The sequence below is a fragment of the Streptomyces sp. NPDC036764 genome (assembly GCF_055609385.1).
The window spans coordinates 46,790-64,117 of the sequence record NZ_JBVJPT010000014.1 but is presented as its reverse complement, the minus strand read 5'-3'; the positions used below and the strand labels follow the sequence as shown (position 1 = coordinate 64,117).

The window sequence follows — 17,328 nt, the reverse complement described above, 5'->3', positions numbered from 1 at the left end:
CCGGATCATGCGTCCCCGTCGGCCGTGTCGGCCCCGTCCAGGATGCCGGGAAGGGCCTGAAGAAGCGCCTCCACTTCGTCGTCCCCGAGGTTCAGCGGCGGCATGAGCCGTACGACATCGGGGGCGGGCGCGTTCACCAGGAATCCGGCGTCCTGAGCCGTCTGCTGCACCTTGGCGGCGAGCGGCTCGGTGAGCACGATACCCAGGAGCAGGCCCTCACCCCGGACACTATCGATCAACCGGTGATCGAGAGCGTCGATTCCGTCGCGCAACTTCTCGCTCTGCCGCTTGACGTTCTCCAGCAACCCCTCGTTCGCGATGGTGTCCAGCACGGCCATCCCCGCGGCACACGCGACCGGGTTCCCACCGAAGGTCGTCCCGTGGTGACCGGGCTGGAGCAGCTCCGCCGCCCGGCCGAAAGCGACCGTCGCGCCGAGCGGCAGCCCGCCGCCGAGCTGCTTGGCGAGGGTGACGACGTCCGGCAGGACGCCTTCGTTCGCCTGGTACGCGAACCAGTGCCCGGTGCGGCCGGTGCCGGTCTGCACCTCGTCCAGGACCAGCAGCGCGCCGGTTGCGGCCGTGATCGCCCGCGCCGCCTTGAGGTAGCCGGCGGGCGGGACCACGACGCCGTTCTCGCCCTGGATCGGCTCGATGATCACCAGGGCCGTCTCCTCGGTGACTGCGGCGGCCAGCGCCTGCGCGTCGCCGTAGGGCACGTGGGTGACGTCGCCGGGCAGCGGCAGGAACGGTTCCTGCTTGGCGGGCTGGCCGGTGAGCGCGAGGGCGCCCATCGTGCGGCCGTGGAAGCCGCCGTCGGTGGCGACCATGTGGGTCCGCCCGGTCAGCCGGCCGATCTTGAACGCGGCCTCGTTGGCCTCGGCTCCGGAGTTGCAGAAGAAGACCTTGCCGTCCCGGCCGAAGAGCTGCAGGAGCCGTTCGGCGAGGGCCACGGTCGGCTCGGCCATGAAGAAGTTGGAGATGTGGCCGAGGGACGCGATCTGCCGGCTCACGGCCTCGACGATCGCCGGGTGGGCATGGCCGAGCGCGTTGGTCGCGATGCCGCCGACGAAGTCGAGGTACTGCCTGCCGTCGGCGTCCCAGACCTTCAGGCCCTCGCCGCGCACGAGAGGGAGCCGCGGGGTGCCGTAGTTGTTCATCAGCGAGCCCTGCCACCGCTGGGCGTACTCCTGATTGACGGTCATTCGGCGTCCCCCTCTGGCGCGTCCGGCACGACCATCGTGCCGATTCCCTCGTCGGTGAAGATCTCCAGCAGGATCGAGTGCTGGACCCGGCCGTCGATGACGCGGGCGGTGGTCACGCCGCCCCGCACGGCATGCAGGCAGCCCTCCATCTTCGGCACCATTCCGGAACTCAACTCCGGCAGCAGCTTCTCCAGTTGGGAAGCGGTGAGGCGGCTGATCACCTCGTCGCTGTTGGGCCAGTCCTCGTAGAGGCCCTCGACGTCCGTGAGGACCATGAGCGTCTCGGCGCCCAGCGCGGCAGCGAGTGCCGCAGCCGCCGTATCAGCATTGACGTTGTAGACATGTCCGTCGTCCTGGCTCCGGGCGATCGACGAGACGACCGGGATACGGCCGTCGGCCAGCAGTGCCTCGATCGCGCCCGTGTCGATGTCGGTGATCTCGCCGACCCGGCCGATGTCGACGAGCTCGCCGTCGATCTCGGGCTGGTGCCGGGTGGCGGTGATGGTGTGCGCGTCCTCGCCGGTCAGGCCGACGGCGAGCGGGCCGTGCTGGTTGAGCAGCCCGACGAGCTCGCGCTGCACCTGTCCGGCCAGCACCATCCGCACGACGTCCATGGCGTCCTCGGTGGTGACGCGCAGGCCCGCCTTGAACTCGCTGACGATGCCGTGCTTGTCGAGGGCGGCGCTGATCTGCGGGCCGCCGCCGTGCACGACGACGGGCTTGAGGCCGGCGTGGTGCAGGAACACCACGTCCTGCGCGAACGCGGCCTTCAGCTCCTCGTCGATCATGGCGTTGCCGCCGAACTTGATGACGACGGTCTTGCCGTTGTGCCGGACCAGCCAGGGCAGCGCCTCGATGAGGATCTGGGCCTTGGGGAGCGCGGTGTGCTTGCGCGCGGGTGCGTTGCTCATGACGAGTAGGCGCTGTTCTCGTGGACGTAGTCGGCGGTCAGGTCGTTGGTCCAGATCGTGGCGGTCTCGGAGCCCGCGGCGAGGTCGGCGACGATGTGCACCTCGCGGTAGCGCATGTCGACCTTCTCGCGGTCCTCGCCGACGCCGCCGTTCTTGCAGACCCAGACGCCGTTGATGGCGACGTTCAACCGGTCGGGCTCGAAGGCGGCCTTCGTCGTGCCGATCGCGGAGAGGACGCGGCCCCAGTTGGGGTCCTCGCCGTGGATGGCGCACTTGAGGAGGTTGTTGCGGGCGATGGAGCGGCCCACCTCGACGGCGTCGTCCTCGGTCGCGGCGTTGATCACCTCGACCTTGATGTCCTTGCTGGCGCCCTCGGCGTCCCGGATGAGCTGCTGCCCGAGGTCGTCGCAGACGGTCCGGACGGCCTCGGCGAACTCCTCGTACTCCGGGGTGATTTCGGACGAGCCGGAGGCGAGCAGCAGAACCGTGTCGTTGGTGGACATGCAACCGTCCGAGTCCACACGGTCGAAGGTGGTGCGCGTCGCCGCCCGCAGGGCCCTGTCCAGTACGTCGCTGTCGAGGGCGGCGTCGGTGGTGAGGACCACGAGCATGGTGGCGAGGCCCGGCGCGAGCATGCCGGCGCCCTTCGCCATGCCGCCCACGGTCCAGCCGTCCTTGGTGACGACGGACGTCTTGTGGACGGTGTCGGTGGTCTTGATGGCGATGGCGGCCTTCTCGCCGCCGTGCTCGGAGAGCTGGGCCGCGGCGGTCTCGACGCCGGAGAGCAGTTGGTCCATGGGCAGCAGCACGCCGATGAGGCCGGTGGAGCAGACGGCGACCTCGATCGCGCCGCGGCCGAGCACCTCGGCGGCCTTCTCGGCGGTGGCGTGGGTGTCCTGGAAGCCCTTGGGGCCCGTACAGGCGTTGGCGCCGCCGGAGTTCAGCACGACGGCCGAGATCTGGCCGCTCTTGAGGGCCTGCTCGGACCAGAGCACCGGGGCGGCCTTGACGCGGTTGGAGGTGAAGACGCCCGCGGCGGCGCGGCGCGGACCGTCGTTGACCACGAGGGCCAGGTCCGGGTTGCCGTTCTCCTTGATCCCGGCGGCGATGCCCGCCGCCGTGAACCCTCTTGCTGCCGTGACACTCACGGTGCGACTCCGATCGTGGAAAGCCCGGTGTTCTCGTGAAACCCGAGGGCGATGTTCATGCTCTGGACGGCGCCACCGGCGGTGCCCTTGGTCAGGTTGTCGATGGCGCTGATCGCGATGATGCGGTTCGCGGCGGCGTCGAATGCGACCTGCACCTGAACGGCGTTCGAACCGTAGACGGACGCAGTGGCGGGCCACTGCCCCTCGGGCAGCAGGTGGACGAAGGGCTCGTCGGCGAACGCCTTCTCGTAGGCGGCACGGACGGACTCTGCGGTGACGCCGTCCTTCGCGGTGGCGCTGCATGTGGCGAGGATGCCGCGGGGCATGGGCGCGAGCGTCGGTGTGAAGGAGACGCCGACCCGCTCGCCCGCCGCCGCGCTGAGGTTCTGGATCATCTCAGGCGTGTGCCGGTGACCGCCGCCGACGCCGTACGGCGTCATGGAACCCATGACCTCGCTGCCCAGCAGATGCGGCTTGGGCGTCTTGCCCGCGCCGGACGTCCCGGAGGCGGCGACGATCACGGCCTCGGGCTCGGCGAGCGCGGCGGCGTAGGCCGGGAAGAGGGCGAGCGAGACGGCGGTCGGGTAACAGCCGGGCACCGCGATGCGCTTGGACCCCTCCAGCGCGGCGCGGGCACCCGGCAGCTCGGGAAGGCCGTACGGCCAGGTGCCGGCGTGCGGGGAGCCGTAGAACCGCTCCCAGTCGCCGGCGTCCTTCAGCCGGAAGTCGGCGCCCATGTCGACGACCAGCGCGTCCGGGCCGAGCTGCTCGGCGACGGCGGCGGACTGTCCGTGCGGCAGGGCGAGGAAGACGACATCGTGCCCGGCGAGCACCTCGGGCGTGGTCTCCTGGAGCACCCGGTCGGCGAGGGGCAGCAGGTGCGGCTGGAGCGCACCGAGCCGCTGCCCGGCGTTCGAGTTGCCGGTCAGGGCGCCTATCTCGACCTCGGGGTGCGCCAGGAGCAGACGCAGCAGTTCCCCGCCCGCGTACCCGCTCGCTCCGGCCACTGCCGCACGTACCGCCATGGATTCCTCCTCCTAGACGGCATGACTATACGTTTCGCCGCAGTTTTATGCAATCACTCATCACCGCGAGGACTCCGCGGCCGAGGCCGAGAAAATCAGCTTTGACCAGGACATGTCCAGGGGCTACTGTCCGCAGGCGCACATCGGGGGATCACGACAGGTGGGGGACATGGCCGAAGGCATCGGCGCGCCCGAGAAGGGCACGAACGTATGGGGGCAGGCCGTCGCGGCGGTCGCGATGGTGACGGCACTCGGCGGAGGACTGTGGGCGTTCGGGCAGACGTCCGAGAGCAGTGGTCCGCCGCCCGCCACCTGCTCCGACGACAAGCCGGCGAAGCCGACCGGGCGGGTGACCGGGGCGGAGCTGTGCGAGGCACTGCTGCGCCCCGACCTCGCCGAGCTGCTGGGGACACCGGCGGAGACCGCGAAGACCGCGAGCGGCAGCGACGGCTCCGTGGGACTCTCCGGCGGCAAGGACATCCCGATGCCCTCCGCCGAGGTCGAGTTCGACACGTACACCGTGACGCTCTCGGCCACCTACGACGACCTCCCCGTGGCCGGGTCCCAGGACCTGCTGGGGGACGCGGAGCAGCGCACGGTCCTGGGCCGGCCGGCGGTCCTGTACTCGGACCGCACGATCAGGATCGCCTTCCGTCTCGACGGTGGCGACGCCGACAGCGGTCCCGGTGTCCCGCTGCGCTCCGTGACGGTGGCGCAGGACGCGAAGGACGGCGGTGGGTCCTACGACGTGACCCTGTGGCGTGCGGACGGCATGGTGCCGGACGACGCCGTGCTGCTGCGGCTCGCCGAGAAGGTGCTGCCGACGGTCCCGGGGTGGACCGCCGGCGGCTGACAGGCTCCGTCACCTCTGCTTGATGCGCAGGAACGTCACGGAGTTCGCCGGGAAGGTGTACGTGAACCTGTCGGCGACCCCCGTGAAGGTCGACGTCGCCGGGGTGACCGGTGCGTCCGTCTCGGTGTTCACCGCGTCCTGGCCGGCGGCGAGGGTGGTGACCCGGGCGCTGGCGGCGACCTTGGCACCGCCGAGGTCGATGGCGGTACGGGCGGCCGCGGCCTGGGCGTTGACGACCTTGACGATCAGGTCACCCGTGGCGGAGTCGCGCGTGACGACCTGACGGAACGGCTCGGCCGGCTTGTCGTCGGTGAAGCCGCCCCACTCCTTGCCGTCGAGGTACAGGGTGACCTGGCGGCCGCGCACCTTGATGTCGATGTCGTAGGCCCGGCCCGTCTCGATCGAGCCGGCCTTGGTGAGCAGCGTCCCCTTGCCGCCGTCCACGGCCTGCTCGACGGCGGACTGGGTGTTGTTCCAGCCGCCCAGGTTCCACCAGTAGTAGTTGCCGGTGTCCTTGACGCCGAAGGCGACGAGGAAGCCCTCCTTGCCGGACTTCTTGGTGGCCTTCACATGCAGGTCGTAGTCGTGCCAGGACGGGTCGCCGGCCTGGACCATGGTGTTCTCGGCGGCGGCGTCCGTCTGGACGTACTGGCCGTCCTGCACGCTCCAGCCGCCGGCACCGGTGTGCGTCCACTTCGAGGCGTCACCGGAGAAGTCGTCGCTCAGCAGGGTCGAGCCGTCCGCCGCGGTGACCTTCACGTCGTCGTACGCGGCGCTCGTCGCCCACGTCGACAGGCCGACCGCACCGGCGATCGGGCCGCTGACGTCTGGCGTGGTGGTGGCCTTGGAGGGGACGACCCGGTCGCCGACGTTGTTCATGAACAGCTTCTGGACTTCGTAGTTGGCCGAGTTCCAGGAGGCGCGGTTGTTGAACCAGATCAGGTCCGGCCGCCACTGGACGTAGTCCTCGTTGGCGAGCAGCGGGGCGTACGAGGCGAGCTTGACGACGTCCGCGTTGCGCTCCAGGCCCGTCATGAACGCGGCCTCCGACAGACCGTTCTTCCAGGCGTTGCCCTGGGAGGCGTACTCGCCGAGGAAGACCTTCGGGCCGCCGCGGTCGTAGGAGTCGTAGCGGTCGTTGTTCTGGAGGAACCAGTTCGGGCTGTTGTAGTAGTGCTCGTCGACCATGTCGACCTTCGCCTCGCGGTTCAGCTTCCAGGCGGTGTCGAAGGTCGTGCCGCTGTCGTCCGGGCCGGAGTTGGAGATGACCGTGATGTCCGGGTACTTGGCCTCGATCGCGGCGCGGAACCGCTGGAAGCGGGCGAAGAACTCGTTCGGCAGGTTCTCCTCGTTGCCGACCTCGATGTGCGTGAGGCGGAACGGCCTCGGGTGGCCCATCCCGGCACGGACCTTGCCCCACTTGGAGGTCGCCGGGCCATTGGCGAACTCGATGAGGTCGAGGGCGTCCTGGATGTGCCGCTTCAGCAGTGCCTCGTCGTCGACGGCCTTGTTCTGGCCGCAGCCGGTCACCAGGGCCGGGACGACGGGCAGCGGCATGGCGCCGATGTCCTCGGAGAGGCGGAAGTACTCGTAGTAGCCGAGGCCGTAACTCTGGTTGTAGCCCCAGAAGTTGGCGTTGGTGGCGCGCTCCTCGACCGGGCCTACGGTGTCCTTCCACTGGTAGGAGCGCTTGCGCTGCCAGCCGGAGGCCTCGCTGTAGTCCTCCATGGAGCCGGTGTTGACCAGGCAGCCGCCGGGGAATCGGACGAATCCCGGGTGCAGGGCGGCGATCTTCTCGGCGAGGTCCTTGCGCAGGCCGTTCGGCTGGTTCCGGTAGGTGTCGCGCGGGAACAGCGACACCATGTCGAGGGCCGCCGCGTCGGTGGCGGCGACGGCGAGGCGGCCGCGGCTGCTGGTGCGGGTCGCGGTGAACGTGGCCCTGTACTTGGCCCAGCTTCCCTTGACGGCCACCTGGCGGGCGCTCGCCAGCGCGCCCGCGGCGTCCTGCAGGGCGACGGTGAGGGCGCTGCCGCGCTCGGCGCGGGCCCACACCGAGAAGTCGTACCGCTTGCCCTGCTCGACCCGGATCCCGGTGTTGTAGCCGGCGTTCGTGACGGACGAACCGGCGCCCAGGGAGAGGTAGTTGCGGTTGCGCTCGTTCAGGCGGCCGACGTCGTTCACGACCTGGCCCGTGCCGTCGACCGTCCAGGAGGTGAGGGGCGTGTACGACCCGTTGTCGGCCGTGGAGTACTCGAAGGACCGGTTCTGCACGAGCTCGGCGTACAGACCTCCGTCCGCGGCCCGGTTGATGTCCTCGAAGAAGACGCCGTACATCGTGTCCTCGATGTTCGCGCCCTTGGCGGCCGGGTCGACGGTGACCGAGTAGTCGGTGACGTCCTCGGCGTGCGCGGCGGTGGTGGGGGTGAGGCCGGCCGCGACCAGGAGGGCGGTGGCGGCTGTGCCGTATCTCCAGCGGGTGCGTGACATGGATACTCCGCGGCTCGATGTTCGAAATATCAGACACTGATCAACACTTCGAACGGCAAGATAGGGAGGGGAATTCGACAGCGTCAACGGGTCGCGCACGCTTTCGAAAGTGTCGGACGGGCCGGGAGGGTCGGGAGGGTGGAACGGATGGGCGAGCTCTGGCCGGTACCGGACGCACTGGCGTATCTGGCCGGGAGCTGGCGCGTCGAGCGATCGGTGCGGGATCTCGCGAGCGGAGACGAGGGGGAGTTCTCCGGCATGACGGTCTTCGGACCGCTGGAGGGCGATGGGGTGCCACAAGGGCGGCTGCAAGGACTGCCGCAGGGGCTGTTGCAGCACGAGTCCGGCACGTTCGTGTGGCGGGGCGTGCCCCGGCCGGCCGAGCGGACGCTGCGCTTCCTGCCGGGGAGTTCACCTGGGACGGCGGACGTGCGCTTCGCCGACGGCCGCCCGTTCCACGACCTGGACCTGACCTCCGGCCGGCATGTCGCCGACCACCCCTGCTCGGCCGACCTCTACCGCGGCGAGTTCACCGTCCGGGACGCGGACCACTGGCGCTCGGTGTGGCGGGTAGGCGGACCGGCCAAGGACCTGGTCCTCACCACCGACTACGCGCGCGAGCGCTGAGGCGACCCCGCGTCGAAGCGGAGGTTCCAGCGGCCCGCGCGACCGGTGACCGCGGTCGTCGAAAGGGGGCGTACGTCGATGTTCCAGTACGTCGACGGCGGCGCCTTCAGGGCGTAGACCAGGGCGGCGCGGATCACCGACGGTTCGGCCACGGCGACGATACGGCCGCCGTCCTCCACGGGCCGGGTGTCGAGCCAGCCGCCGACGCGACCGATGAACTCCAGCAGCGACTCACCGCCGTGCGGAGTGGCTCGCGGGTCGGCCAGCCAGGCGTCCACCGCGTCCGGTTCGCGGGCCATCGCCTCGCCGAGCGTGAGCCCGCGCCAGCGGCCCATGTCACAGTCGCGCAGGGCGAGTTGCACCAGCGGGGCGTAGCCGAGGGCGTCGCCGGTCGCGCGGCTGCGCGGGGTCGGCGAGCAGTAGCGCAGCTCGGACGCGGCCAGCGGCAGCAGGTCGCGCGCGACGCCCTGCACCTCGTCCCAGCCGGCCTGGTCCAGCGGCCGGTCGTCCTGGAAGCGCTCCGCGAGCAGCGGGGAGCTGCGCGCGGCGGCGACGAACGTGACCCGAAGTGACATGCGGTGATGGTGTGACGCCGAAGTGCGCAGGTCAAGAGGGGTTGTGCGGGCGTCACCGAGGGTGGACGAAAGCTTACTGCGGGGTCAGGACCAGGCGGACAAGTGGCTGGAAAACGTGCAGTTGGAAACTTCAAGCAGTGCGCTCGGAACAAGAAGTGCGCTCAGAAGTAGAGCGCCATCCACTGGTCCGGATTCTCGAGCGGCGCGAACCCGAGCTTCGCGTAGACCCCGTGCGCGTCGTGCGTGGCGAGCAGGATGCGCCGGAGCCCGTACGGCCGCAGGTGCTCCCGCACCGCCCCCACGAGCGCCGATCCGATCCCCTTGCCGCGCACCGACGGGTCCACGTAGACATCGCACAGCCATGCGAAGGTCGCCCGGTCGGTGATGATCCGGGCATACGCCACCTGATCCCCCGAAACCGACTCGTACACCCCGAAGTTCAGCGACCCGTCGATCGCCCGGTCCTGCTTCTCCCGCGCCCGCCCGAGCGCCCAGTAGGCGTCGGTGGACAGCCAGCGGTGCACCCGCTCCCGGTCGATACGGTCCGGGTCGACGGAGATCTCGTAGCCCTCGGCCAGGCTCGGGGTGTCGGTCATGCGCCGAGATTCGCAGGACAAGGACACCGACGTCGACCAATTTTCACCGGGCACCGCCAACGCCCCGACGAGCGGTCCCGGCCGGGCACAGCCAACGCCCCGACGACCGTTTTCCGCCGGGCACCGCCAACACCCCAAGGGGCGCGGGGAACTGCGCGACCAGCCACGACGGCGCCGCAGACATACGACGGCCCGGCCCAACCCGGCCCTCCCAGCGGAGCGCTAGAGCACCTCGTCACAGGCCACCCGCAGCCGCCGTACCCCCTCCGTGATCTCCCCCACCCCCGCAACGGCCGCGAAGCTCAACCGCATGTGACCGGCCGGCGGTTCCGCGCTGAAGTACGGGCGGCCCGGGGTGACGGCGACGCCCGCGCGCAGGGCGGCGGAGGTCAGGGCGGACTCTCCCCCAGGGCCGAAAGCCTGGGAGGTGGCCCCAGTGCCGTCGGGAAGGCGGAGCCACAGGTGATAGCCGCCGGACGGGATGTGCGGGAGAGCCAGTTCGGGCAGGTTCAGGCGCAGCGCGGCCGTCATGGTGTCGCGGCGGGTCTTCAACTCCGCGGAGATCGCCCGCAGATGGCGGGGCCAGGCGGGCGAGCCGACCAGCTCCACGGCCGCTTCCTGCAAGGGGCGCGGCACGAAGAAGGAGTCGACGACCTGGATCGCGCGCAGCCGCTCCAGCACCGGGCCACGGGCGGCGAGCGCGCTCACCCTGAAGCTCGGCGAGGTCGCCTTGGTCAGCGAGCAGACGTGGACGACGACGCCGTCGGGGTCATCGGCGACCAGCGGGCGCGGCAGCGGGCCCGCGTCCTCGTGCACCAGCCGTCGTACGAAGTCGTCCTCGACGACGAAGGCGCCGGCGTCGCGCGCGATGCGCAGCACCTCGCCGCGGCGGTCGGGGGCGAGCACCGCGCCCGTCGGGTTCTGGAACAGCGGCTGGCAGACGAAGACGCGGGCACCGGTCGCCCGGAAGGCGTCGGCGAGCAGCGCCGGGCGTACACCGTCCGCGTCGACCGGGACGGGGACCGGGCGCAGACCGGCACCGCGGGCGATCGCGAGCATGCCCGGGTAGGTGGGCGACTCCACCAGCACCGGTGCGCCGGGCGGTGCGAGCGCCCTGAGCGCCGTCGTCAGCGCCGACTGGCCGCCCGCGGTGATCAGCACCTCGGCCGCGGTGACGGCGCCGCCCGCCCCGCCGATGCTGCGCGCGAACCACTCCCGCAGCTCGGGCAGCCCCTCCATGGGCGGCCGCCCCCACGCCCCGGGCCGCCGGCCGGCCCGCGACAGCGCGGCGGCCATCGCCCGCTCCGGCTGCAACGACTGGTGCAGATAGCCGCCGTTGAACTCGATCACACCGGGCGGCGGAGCGGCGAGCGAGACCAGCACCCCAGACGCGTCCACCGAGCGCGGGACGAGCTCCGGCCCGCCTTCCGCGCTGAGGGTGACCTCCTGCCAGGAGGTGTCCCCGACGGGGGCGACGCGCGTGTGCGGTTCGGCGCGGAACGCCCCGGCGCCGGGGCGGGTGACCACGAGACCCTCGGCCGCCAGTTGCGCGAGGGCGCGCGAGACGGTCACCGGGCTCACCCGGAACCGCTCGACGAGCGCACGACTCGACGGCAGCTTTCCCCCGGGAGAGTAGCGGTTCAGCTCCCGCCGCAGTTGGTTCGCCAGTTCACCGACACTGCTACGCTCTTGCATGAGGACCAAGAATAGCGCTACCGCGTCGACCTCGATAGCAGTCACCACCGAACCGACTCGGGCCCCGGCCCCGGCAGCCACGCCTGCCACCCCGTCGCGCGCGACCCTGGGCGGCACCCTCCAGGCCGCCCTCGGTGTCGCGGCGTTCTCCCTCACCTTCCCCGCCACCGCGTGGGGCCTGGAGAGCTTCGGCCCCTGGTCCCTGGTCGCCGTACGCAGTGTGCTCGCCGCGCTGATCGCGGGCGGCTGTCTGCTCGCCATGGGGGTCCCCTTCCCCGCCCGCCGGCACTGGGCGGGCCTCGCGGTGGTCGCCGCCGGAGTGGTCGTCGGCTTCCCCCTGCTCACGACGCTCGCGCTCCAGACGTCCACCACCGCGCACGCGGCCGTCGTGGTCGGTCTGCTGCCGCTGACCACCGCCCTGTTCTCGGCCCTGCGCGTCGGCACCCGCCCCTCGCGGACCTTCTGGCTGGCGGCCCTCGCGGGCGCGGCCGCGGTGGTCGCCTTCACGGTGCAGCAGAGCGGCGGCGCGCTGAGCACCGCCGACCTGTACCTCTTCGCGGCGCTGCTGGTGTGCGCCGCCGGCTACACCGAGGGCGGCAAGCTGGCCCGGGTCATGCCGGGCTGGCAGGTGATCGGCTGGGCGCTGGTGCTGTGTCTGCCGATCGGCGTACCGGCCGCCGCGGCTGCCCTGCTCCACGAACCCGTCCAGCTCTCCTGGCACGGTGTGACCGGGCTGCTGTGGGTCGCGGCGGGCTCGCAGTTCCTGGGTCTGGTCGTCTGGTACCGGGGCATGGCGGCCATCGGCATCCCGAAGGCCAGCCAGTTGCAGTTGGCCCAGCCCCTGCTCACACTGGTGTGGTCGGTGCTCCTGCTGGGCGAGCACCTGACGGTGGCCGCCCCGCTGACGGCCGCGGCGGTGCTCGTGTGTATCGCCGTGACCCAGCGGGCGCGTGGCTGAGCGGGCCCTGACGACCCACTTCCAACCGCCGCTCCACGCCGTAGACTCAAGGCCACGGACCGCTGCTCCCGCACCTGGTGAGGAGGCCCAAGAGATGCGTGCAACCGTGGGCGACCAGCTTGTCCAGCACGGCAGGGTGGTCGGGCAACACGACAAGGTCGGCGAGATCGTCGAAATCCTGGGTCAGGAGGGCAACCCCCCGTACCGCGTCCGTTTCGAGGACGGGCACGAGGGTCTGTGCTCCCCCGGCCCCGACACCGAGATCCGTCACAGGAACACGACGACGAGGTAGCCCGTGCGGCGGCTCGGCCGGCCGGCCGGCCGCAGTCCGGGCGGGCGGATCAGCGCGGGGCAATCGCCGGCTGCTCATAGTGGTCGGCGACCACCCGCGCCATGGCCCCGATCCGGTCCGCCGCCAGGTCCTTCGCGGCGAAGTAGACGTGTCCGCATGTCTCCGGGTGGTCCTTGGCGAACGTGAGGTGCCGCGACAGCTCGGCCGGGTCCTGCCAGGCGGCGGGCTGCGCCGCGTCCCCGGCCTTGTAGAGCGCCTCGCCGACGTAGAGCCGCGTCCTGCTGCCCCGCGCGACCTCCGCCCACCACGGCAGGAGCTTGGCGTAGTCGGCGGCGCCGAAGCCGATGTTCCAGTAGAGCTGCGGGCAGATGTAGTCGATCCAGCCCTCGCGGACCCACTTTCGGGTGTCCGCGTACAGGTCGTCGTAGGTCTCGACACCGCCCCGGGTGTCGGAGCCCAGCGGGTCGCTGGCGGCGTTGCGCCACACGCCGAACGGGCTGATCCCGAACTGTGTGGTGGGCCTGATCTCCCTGATGCCGGCCGCCATCTCCAGGATGAGCTTGTCGATGTTGTCGCGTCGCCAGTCGGCCCGGACCGCGAAGCCGCCGCCGTAGGTGTCGTAGGCCTCGTCGTCGTCGAAGTTCTGCCCGGCCACCGGGTAGGGGTAGAAGTAGTCGTCGAAGTGGACCGCGTCCACGGGGTAGCGCGCCACCGCGTCGAGCATCGCCTGCTGCACGAAGCCGCGGACCTCGGGCAGCCCCGGGTTGTAGTAGAGCTTGCCGCCGTACGACACCACCCAGTGCGGGTTCCGGCGGGCGGGGTGGGTCTCGGTCAGCCGGTCGAGGTCGGTGTGGTTGGCGATGCGGTACGGGTTGCACCAGGCGTGGAGCTGGAGACCGCGGGCGTGGGCCTCCGCCACCGCCGTGCCCAGCGGGTCCCAGCCGGGGTCCTGGCCCTGCGTGCCGGTCAGGACCTGGGTCCACGGCTCGTGCGGCGAGGGCCACAGGGCGTCGGCGGTGGGTCGCACCTGAAGGATCACCGTGTTCAGCCGGCAGCGTACGGCCGTGTCGAGGTGGGCGATCAGTTCGTCGCGCTGTTCGTCGGCGCTGAGCCCCTGCTTGGAGGGCCAGTCCCGGTTGGCGACGGTCGCCAGCCAGACGCCGCGCATCTCGCGGGTCCTCCACCGCCGGTCACGGTTCGCTCCGTCCGCCATGGCGGAACCGGCCGCCATCGCGCCGCCTGCCCCCACGAGCGCCGACAGCGCGGTCACCGTGAACGCCCGCCGTGACAGCCCTGACTTCCGGTGCAGCATCTTCTTCCTACCTCCGTGTGCCGTGGTCAATGGCCTCACCCCGGGACAGATCCGCGCCTTCCGGACCTGACCCGGCGTCAGCCTTTCATGCGGCACCCGAACGATCGATCAAGCTTCGCCGAAGGTAACGTGCAGGTTTGGAGCAGGCGCCGAACAACGGCGGACCTGCCGCAGTCGTGGATCAGCGAAGGGGTCGATGTGACCGGCATCTCCGGAGATATTGCACGCGTCGGTGTGGTGGGCTGCGGCCAGATGGGAGCGGGCATCGCCGAGGTGTGCGCCCGCGCCGGGCTGGACGTGAAGGTCGCCGAGACCACCGGCGAGGCCCTGGAGATCGGCCGCACCCGGCTGTTCAACTCCCTGGACAAGGCCGCCGAGCGCGGCAAGATCAGCGAGGCGGAGCGGGACGAGACGCAGGCGCGGCTGTCCTTCACCACCGACCTCGGCGAGTTCGCCGACCGCGATCTCGTGATCGAGGCCGTCGTGGAGAACGAGCAGGTCAAGACCGAGATCTTCCAGGTGCTCGACCAGGTCGTGACCCGGCCCGACGCGATCCTCGCCTCCAACACCTCCTCGATCCCGCTGGTGAAGCTCGCGGTCGCCACCTCGCGCCCGGACCAGGTCATCGGCGTCCACTTCTTCAACCCTGCCCCGGTGCAGAAGCTCGTCGAGCTGATCCCGGCGCTCACGACCTCCGAGGGCACGATCGCCCGCGCCCAGTCCTTCGCCGAGAAGCTGCTGGGCAAGCACGCCATCCGCGCCCAGGACCGCTCGGGCTTCGTGGTGAACGCGCTGCTGATCCCGTACCTGCTCTCCGCGATCCGGATGTTCGAGTCGGGCATCGCCAGCCGCGAGGACATCGACAACGGCATGGAGCTCGGCTGCGCCCACCCGATGGGCCCGCTGAAGCTGTCCGACCTCATCGGTCTGGACACGGTCGCCTCGGTGGCGGACAGCATGTACGACGAGTTCAAGGAGCCGCTCTACGCCGCTCCCCCGCTGCTCCAGCGCATGGTGGACGCGGGCCGGCTGGGCCGTAAGACCGGCTCCGGCTTCTACACCTACGGCTGATTACAGTCGGTCAGATTCCGGCCATTCGCACGGGCCCGGCACCGAACAGGTGCCGGGCCCACGCCATTCACACACCGTGTGCGCGCCGGGCTCGCATATGCCGCTCGCACACTCTCCCCATGCGTCCACCAGGCGAGTTCACTTTCCCTGCGCATGCCAGGGATTCGAGATGACTACGGAAAGGAGCGGACACGTGACCACCGATCCCGAGCATCCAGTCGTATCTGGAGAACTCGCAGAGTTACGACGCCGCCTCGACGTCGCCTACGCCCGCGTGGAGGGCGGGCTGACTCTGCTCACGCACCGCACCGAGGAGACCGCCAAGGAACTCGACGACCTGAACACCCGGATCCACACACTGGAACACGCGCGCTGGCCGCTGCCCGCGGTCGCCGCCCTCACCGCCGTGGGTGCTCTCGTCGTGGCGATCTGGCAGGCCGTGGGGCACTAGCCCGCGATCGGGCGCCCCCGCGGGGACGTCGTATCAGGGCAGGACGTCCTGTCCGAGCCTGAGATGGTGCAGCAGCAGTAACGCGGCCGCCATGTTGGCGGCCGGGACCTCCCCACGGGCGACCATGTCGGGGACGAGCTTGAGCGGGACCCATTCCCGGCGGTCCGACTCGAAGTCGTCCACGGGATGCCCGACGTACTCGCCCTCGTCGGCCCAGTAGATGTGGTGCCGGGCGTCGGTGAGCCCGTTGGAGGGCTCCACGCTCATGAGGTGGTGCAGGGGTCCCGGCCGCCAGCCGGTCTCCTCCTCGAGTTCCCTGGCGGCCGCGCGGGCGATGTCCTCGCCGTCCTCGACGACGCCCGCCGCGAGTTCCCACCCCCAACTGTCGGTGATGAAACGGTGGCGCCACAGGAGGAGGACTTCATTGGCCTCATTGACCACCGTGGCCACCGCGACCGGCCGCAGCCGTATCAGGAAGTGGTCCAGGTGCCGGCCGTCGGGCAGCTCCACGTCTGCCAGATTGACGGTGAACCAGCGGTTTTCGTACACAGTTTGTTCGTTCCGTTTCGTCCACTGCACGGTTCTGCCACCTTCCGTCGAGTAAGTGGCAATATCGCAGCAGGGACTATGAGGTGTCGGTGTTCGAGTACCCGCGTGCACCGGCCTACAGCGGTACGCGAAGTGCTCCGTCGATGAGTTCGGCGGCCTCGGCGGTACCCGCGCCGCCGCTGCGCACCAGGTGTTCGCGTACCGCGCGGAGTCTGTCGCGCAGGCGCTGGGACTCCATTCCCCGCGCCTGCTCGGCCATCTGCACCGCGGTGGCCACCGCCTTGTCGGCGTTGCCCTGGCGCAGCTCGATCGTGCTGAGCATGGCCAGCCGGTGCACCCGGCCCCGGTCGTGCGCGGGGTTGTCGACGGCGGCCACGGCGTGCTCCCCCGCGGCCACGAGCTCCCCGAGACTGAGCAGCGCCTCCGCCACCTGGACGTTGACGAGGCCGGGCTGGACATAGCCCGTTTCGTCGGGTTCGTATCCGCGGTGGATGCGTTCGGCGGCCTGCTCGGCACGCCGGATGCAGGACAGGGCGCTCGTGCCGTCGCCGAGGTGGGCGTACGCCTTCGCCTGCATCGCGTACAGATCGGAGGCGAGCGCCGGGGTGATGTGCTTGCCGGCGGCCCGCAGCGCGGCCTCCGCGAAGGCGACGGCCTGCCGGAACTCCCGCATGAACAGCGCCTGGTTGACCAGCAGTGCGATGACGTACGCGCCGAGTCCCCGGTCCCCGCTGGCCTTGGCGAGCCTGAGCGCCTGATGGAAGTAGCGCTGGGCCAGCCCGTGCGCGTCGGAGTCGTAGGCGCAGATCCCCGCGATGGCCACCAGCCCGCCCGTGGCCCGGTGCAGTTGGCGCCCGGTGGCGTCGGTGTAGCTGCCACGCAGCAGCGGGGCGGCCTCGGCGTTGAGGAAGCCGACGATCCGGGTGCGGGTCGCCATGCCGCCCGCCTTGCGGTACATCTGCTCGTAGTGGGTGCGGGCGGCCCGCAGCATGTCGATGTCGGCGGAGGTGACCCGGTGCCGTCCCCCGCGCGAGACGTCGACGTCCTCGGGCGGGTTCTCCCACTCCCACACCGGCATCACGGCGGGTGTGCCGGTGACCGCGGGGGCGCCCAGTATGTGCGGCCGCTGCTGCTCGTCGGAGCGCCACAGGGCGGTGGCCCGCTCGACGAAGCCCGACAGCGACGTGGTGTGCGCGGAGTTGGGCTCACCGGGGACGCCGAGACCGATGTCGTCGAGTGTGACGGTACGGTGCAGTCGGCCGGCCAGCACCTCGCAGATCAGGTCGGGCACCTGACCGCGCGGCCGCTGCCCCTTCAACCACCGCGCGACGGCGGTGTGTTCGTATCTCAGCGCGAGCCCACGCGCCCGCCCCGCCTGGTTCACGTGTGCTGCCAGCCCCGCGTGCGAGATCCCGGCCTCGTCCAGGATCGCGTCGAGCAGAGTGTTGGGCTGCATGTATGCCCCCCGGGTGGCTCGGTGTCGTCAGACTAGTGCGAACCGGTTCACACGGGGTGTGAACGGAGTACGCGAATCCGTAGCGTGCGCGCGCTGTTGCGCAGAGTTTCCTGCCGGTTG

Annotated in this window: 17 protein-coding genes; 6 read left to right on the top strand and 11 right to left on the bottom strand. The window is 70.7% G+C overall.

The window, feature by feature from the left end:
• Positions 1-5: 5 nt before the first annotated feature.
• Genes ACZ69Q_RS35985 through argC form a run of 4 tightly spaced genes read right to left on the bottom strand, consistent with a single transcriptional unit; the run spans position 6 to position 4,286 of the window.
• A complete protein-coding gene (locus tag ACZ69Q_RS35985) occupies positions 6-1,202 on the bottom strand; it encodes an acetylornithine transaminase (protein WP_471050429.1) in 1,197 nt (398 codons plus the stop codon).
• Positions 1,199-2,113 (bottom strand): acetylglutamate kinase, encoded by a 915-nt coding sequence (gene argB, locus ACZ69Q_RS35980; protein WP_269643388.1) that lies wholly within the window; start codon positions 2,111-2,113, stop codon positions 1,199-1,201. Before argB ends, ACZ69Q_RS35985 begins: the two co-directional genes overlap by 4 nt.
• Positions 2,110-3,261 (bottom strand): bifunctional glutamate N-acetyltransferase/amino-acid acetyltransferase ArgJ, encoded by a 1,152-nt coding sequence (argJ, locus tag ACZ69Q_RS35975; protein ID WP_471050427.1) that lies wholly within the window; start codon positions 3,259-3,261, stop codon positions 2,110-2,112. Before argJ ends, argB begins: the two co-directional genes overlap by 4 nt.
• Positions 3,258-4,286, bottom strand: coding sequence for an N-acetyl-gamma-glutamyl-phosphate reductase (gene argC, locus ACZ69Q_RS35970; protein ID WP_471050424.1), 1,029 nt, complete (start codon positions 4,284-4,286; stop codon positions 3,258-3,260). The genes argJ and argC overlap by 4 nt, the downstream gene beginning before the upstream one ends.
• Before the next feature lie 169 nt (positions 4,287-4,455).
• Here argC and ACZ69Q_RS35965 point away from each other — a divergent pair, with 169 nt between their 5' ends.
• Positions 4,456-5,139 (top strand): DUF6215 domain-containing protein, encoded by a 684-nt coding sequence (locus ACZ69Q_RS35965; RefSeq protein ID WP_471050422.1) that lies wholly within the window; start codon positions 4,456-4,458, stop codon positions 5,137-5,139.
• 9 nt (positions 5,140-5,148) lie between these two features.
• Here ACZ69Q_RS35965 and ACZ69Q_RS35960 read toward each other — a convergent pair whose 3' ends face one another.
• Complete coding sequence (locus tag ACZ69Q_RS35960) at positions 5,149-7,626, bottom strand: alpha-L-arabinofuranosidase C-terminal domain-containing protein (protein WP_471050419.1); 2,478 nt, start codon at positions 7,624-7,626, stop codon at positions 5,149-5,151.
• Positions 7,627-7,773: 147 nt separating this feature from the next.
• Between ACZ69Q_RS35960 and ACZ69Q_RS35955 the strand changes: the two genes are divergently transcribed.
• A complete protein-coding gene (locus tag ACZ69Q_RS35955; RefSeq protein WP_471050416.1) occupies positions 7,774-8,253 on the top strand; it encodes a DUF6314 family protein in 480 nt (159 codons plus the stop codon).
• Here the strand turns inward: ACZ69Q_RS35955 and ACZ69Q_RS35950 are convergent.
• The 3 genes from ACZ69Q_RS35950 to ACZ69Q_RS35940 form a co-directional block, all read right to left on the bottom strand.
• The gene (locus ACZ69Q_RS35950) at positions 8,235-8,828 is read right to left on the bottom strand and encodes a histidine phosphatase family protein (protein ID WP_471050413.1); all 594 of its coding nucleotides are present in this window, start codon (positions 8,826-8,828) and stop codon (positions 8,235-8,237) included. The genes ACZ69Q_RS35955 and ACZ69Q_RS35950 overlap by 19 nt on opposite strands.
• 161 nt (positions 8,829-8,989) lie before the next feature.
• On the bottom strand, positions 8,990-9,424 hold the full coding sequence (locus ACZ69Q_RS35945) for a GNAT family N-acetyltransferase (protein ID WP_471050410.1): 435 nt from the start codon (positions 9,422-9,424) through the stop codon (positions 8,990-8,992).
• A gap of 222 nt (positions 9,425-9,646) precedes the next feature.
• Positions 9,647-11,119 (bottom strand): aminotransferase-like domain-containing protein, encoded by a 1,473-nt coding sequence (locus ACZ69Q_RS35940; RefSeq protein WP_471050407.1) that lies wholly within the window; start codon positions 11,117-11,119, stop codon positions 9,647-9,649.
• On the opposite strand from ACZ69Q_RS35940, the gene ACZ69Q_RS35935 reads away from it, so the two are divergent.
• Positions 11,118-12,077, top strand: a complete 960-nt coding sequence (locus tag ACZ69Q_RS35935; RefSeq protein WP_471050405.1) for a DMT family transporter — start codon at positions 11,118-11,120, stop codon at positions 12,075-12,077. The genes ACZ69Q_RS35940 and ACZ69Q_RS35935 overlap by 2 nt on opposite strands.
• 94 nt (positions 12,078-12,171) lie before the next feature.
• Positions 12,172-12,369, top strand: a complete 198-nt coding sequence (locus ACZ69Q_RS35930) for a DUF1918 domain-containing protein (RefSeq protein WP_471050403.1) — start codon at positions 12,172-12,174, stop codon at positions 12,367-12,369.
• Positions 12,370-12,418: 49 nt separating this feature from the next.
• Here the strand turns inward: ACZ69Q_RS35930 and ACZ69Q_RS35925 are convergent, their stop codons facing one another.
• Positions 12,419-13,681, bottom strand: coding sequence for a glycoside hydrolase family 10-like protein (locus ACZ69Q_RS35925; RefSeq protein WP_471050401.1), 1,263 nt, complete (start codon positions 13,679-13,681; stop codon positions 12,419-12,421).
• A gap of 198 nt (positions 13,682-13,879) precedes the next feature.
• Between ACZ69Q_RS35925 and ACZ69Q_RS35920 the strand changes: the two genes are divergently transcribed.
• Together ACZ69Q_RS35920 and ACZ69Q_RS35915 are read left to right on the top strand one after the other, a co-directional pair.
• Entirely contained in the window at positions 13,880-14,752 is an 873-nt protein-coding gene (locus tag ACZ69Q_RS35920) for a 3-hydroxybutyryl-CoA dehydrogenase (RefSeq protein ID WP_125524822.1), read from the top strand.
• A gap of 193 nt (positions 14,753-14,945) precedes the next feature.
• The gene (locus ACZ69Q_RS35915; protein WP_471050397.1) at positions 14,946-15,203 is read left to right on the top strand and encodes a hypothetical protein; all 258 of its coding nucleotides are present in this window, start codon (positions 14,946-14,948) and stop codon (positions 15,201-15,203) included.
• Between the two features lie 33 nt (positions 15,204-15,236).
• Here ACZ69Q_RS35915 and ACZ69Q_RS35910 read toward each other — a convergent pair whose 3' ends face one another.
• Together ACZ69Q_RS35910 and ACZ69Q_RS35905 are read right to left on the bottom strand one after the other, a co-directional pair.
• Positions 15,237-15,782: an NUDIX hydrolase gene (locus tag ACZ69Q_RS35910; protein ID WP_471050396.1), complete on the bottom strand. Its 546-nt coding sequence runs from the start codon at positions 15,780-15,782 to the stop codon at positions 15,237-15,239.
• 85 nt (positions 15,783-15,867) lie between these two features.
• Positions 15,868-17,208 (bottom strand): transcriptional regulator, encoded by a 1,341-nt coding sequence (locus ACZ69Q_RS35905; protein WP_471050394.1) that lies wholly within the window; start codon positions 17,206-17,208, stop codon positions 15,868-15,870.
• Positions 17,209-17,328: the final 120 nt, after the last annotated feature.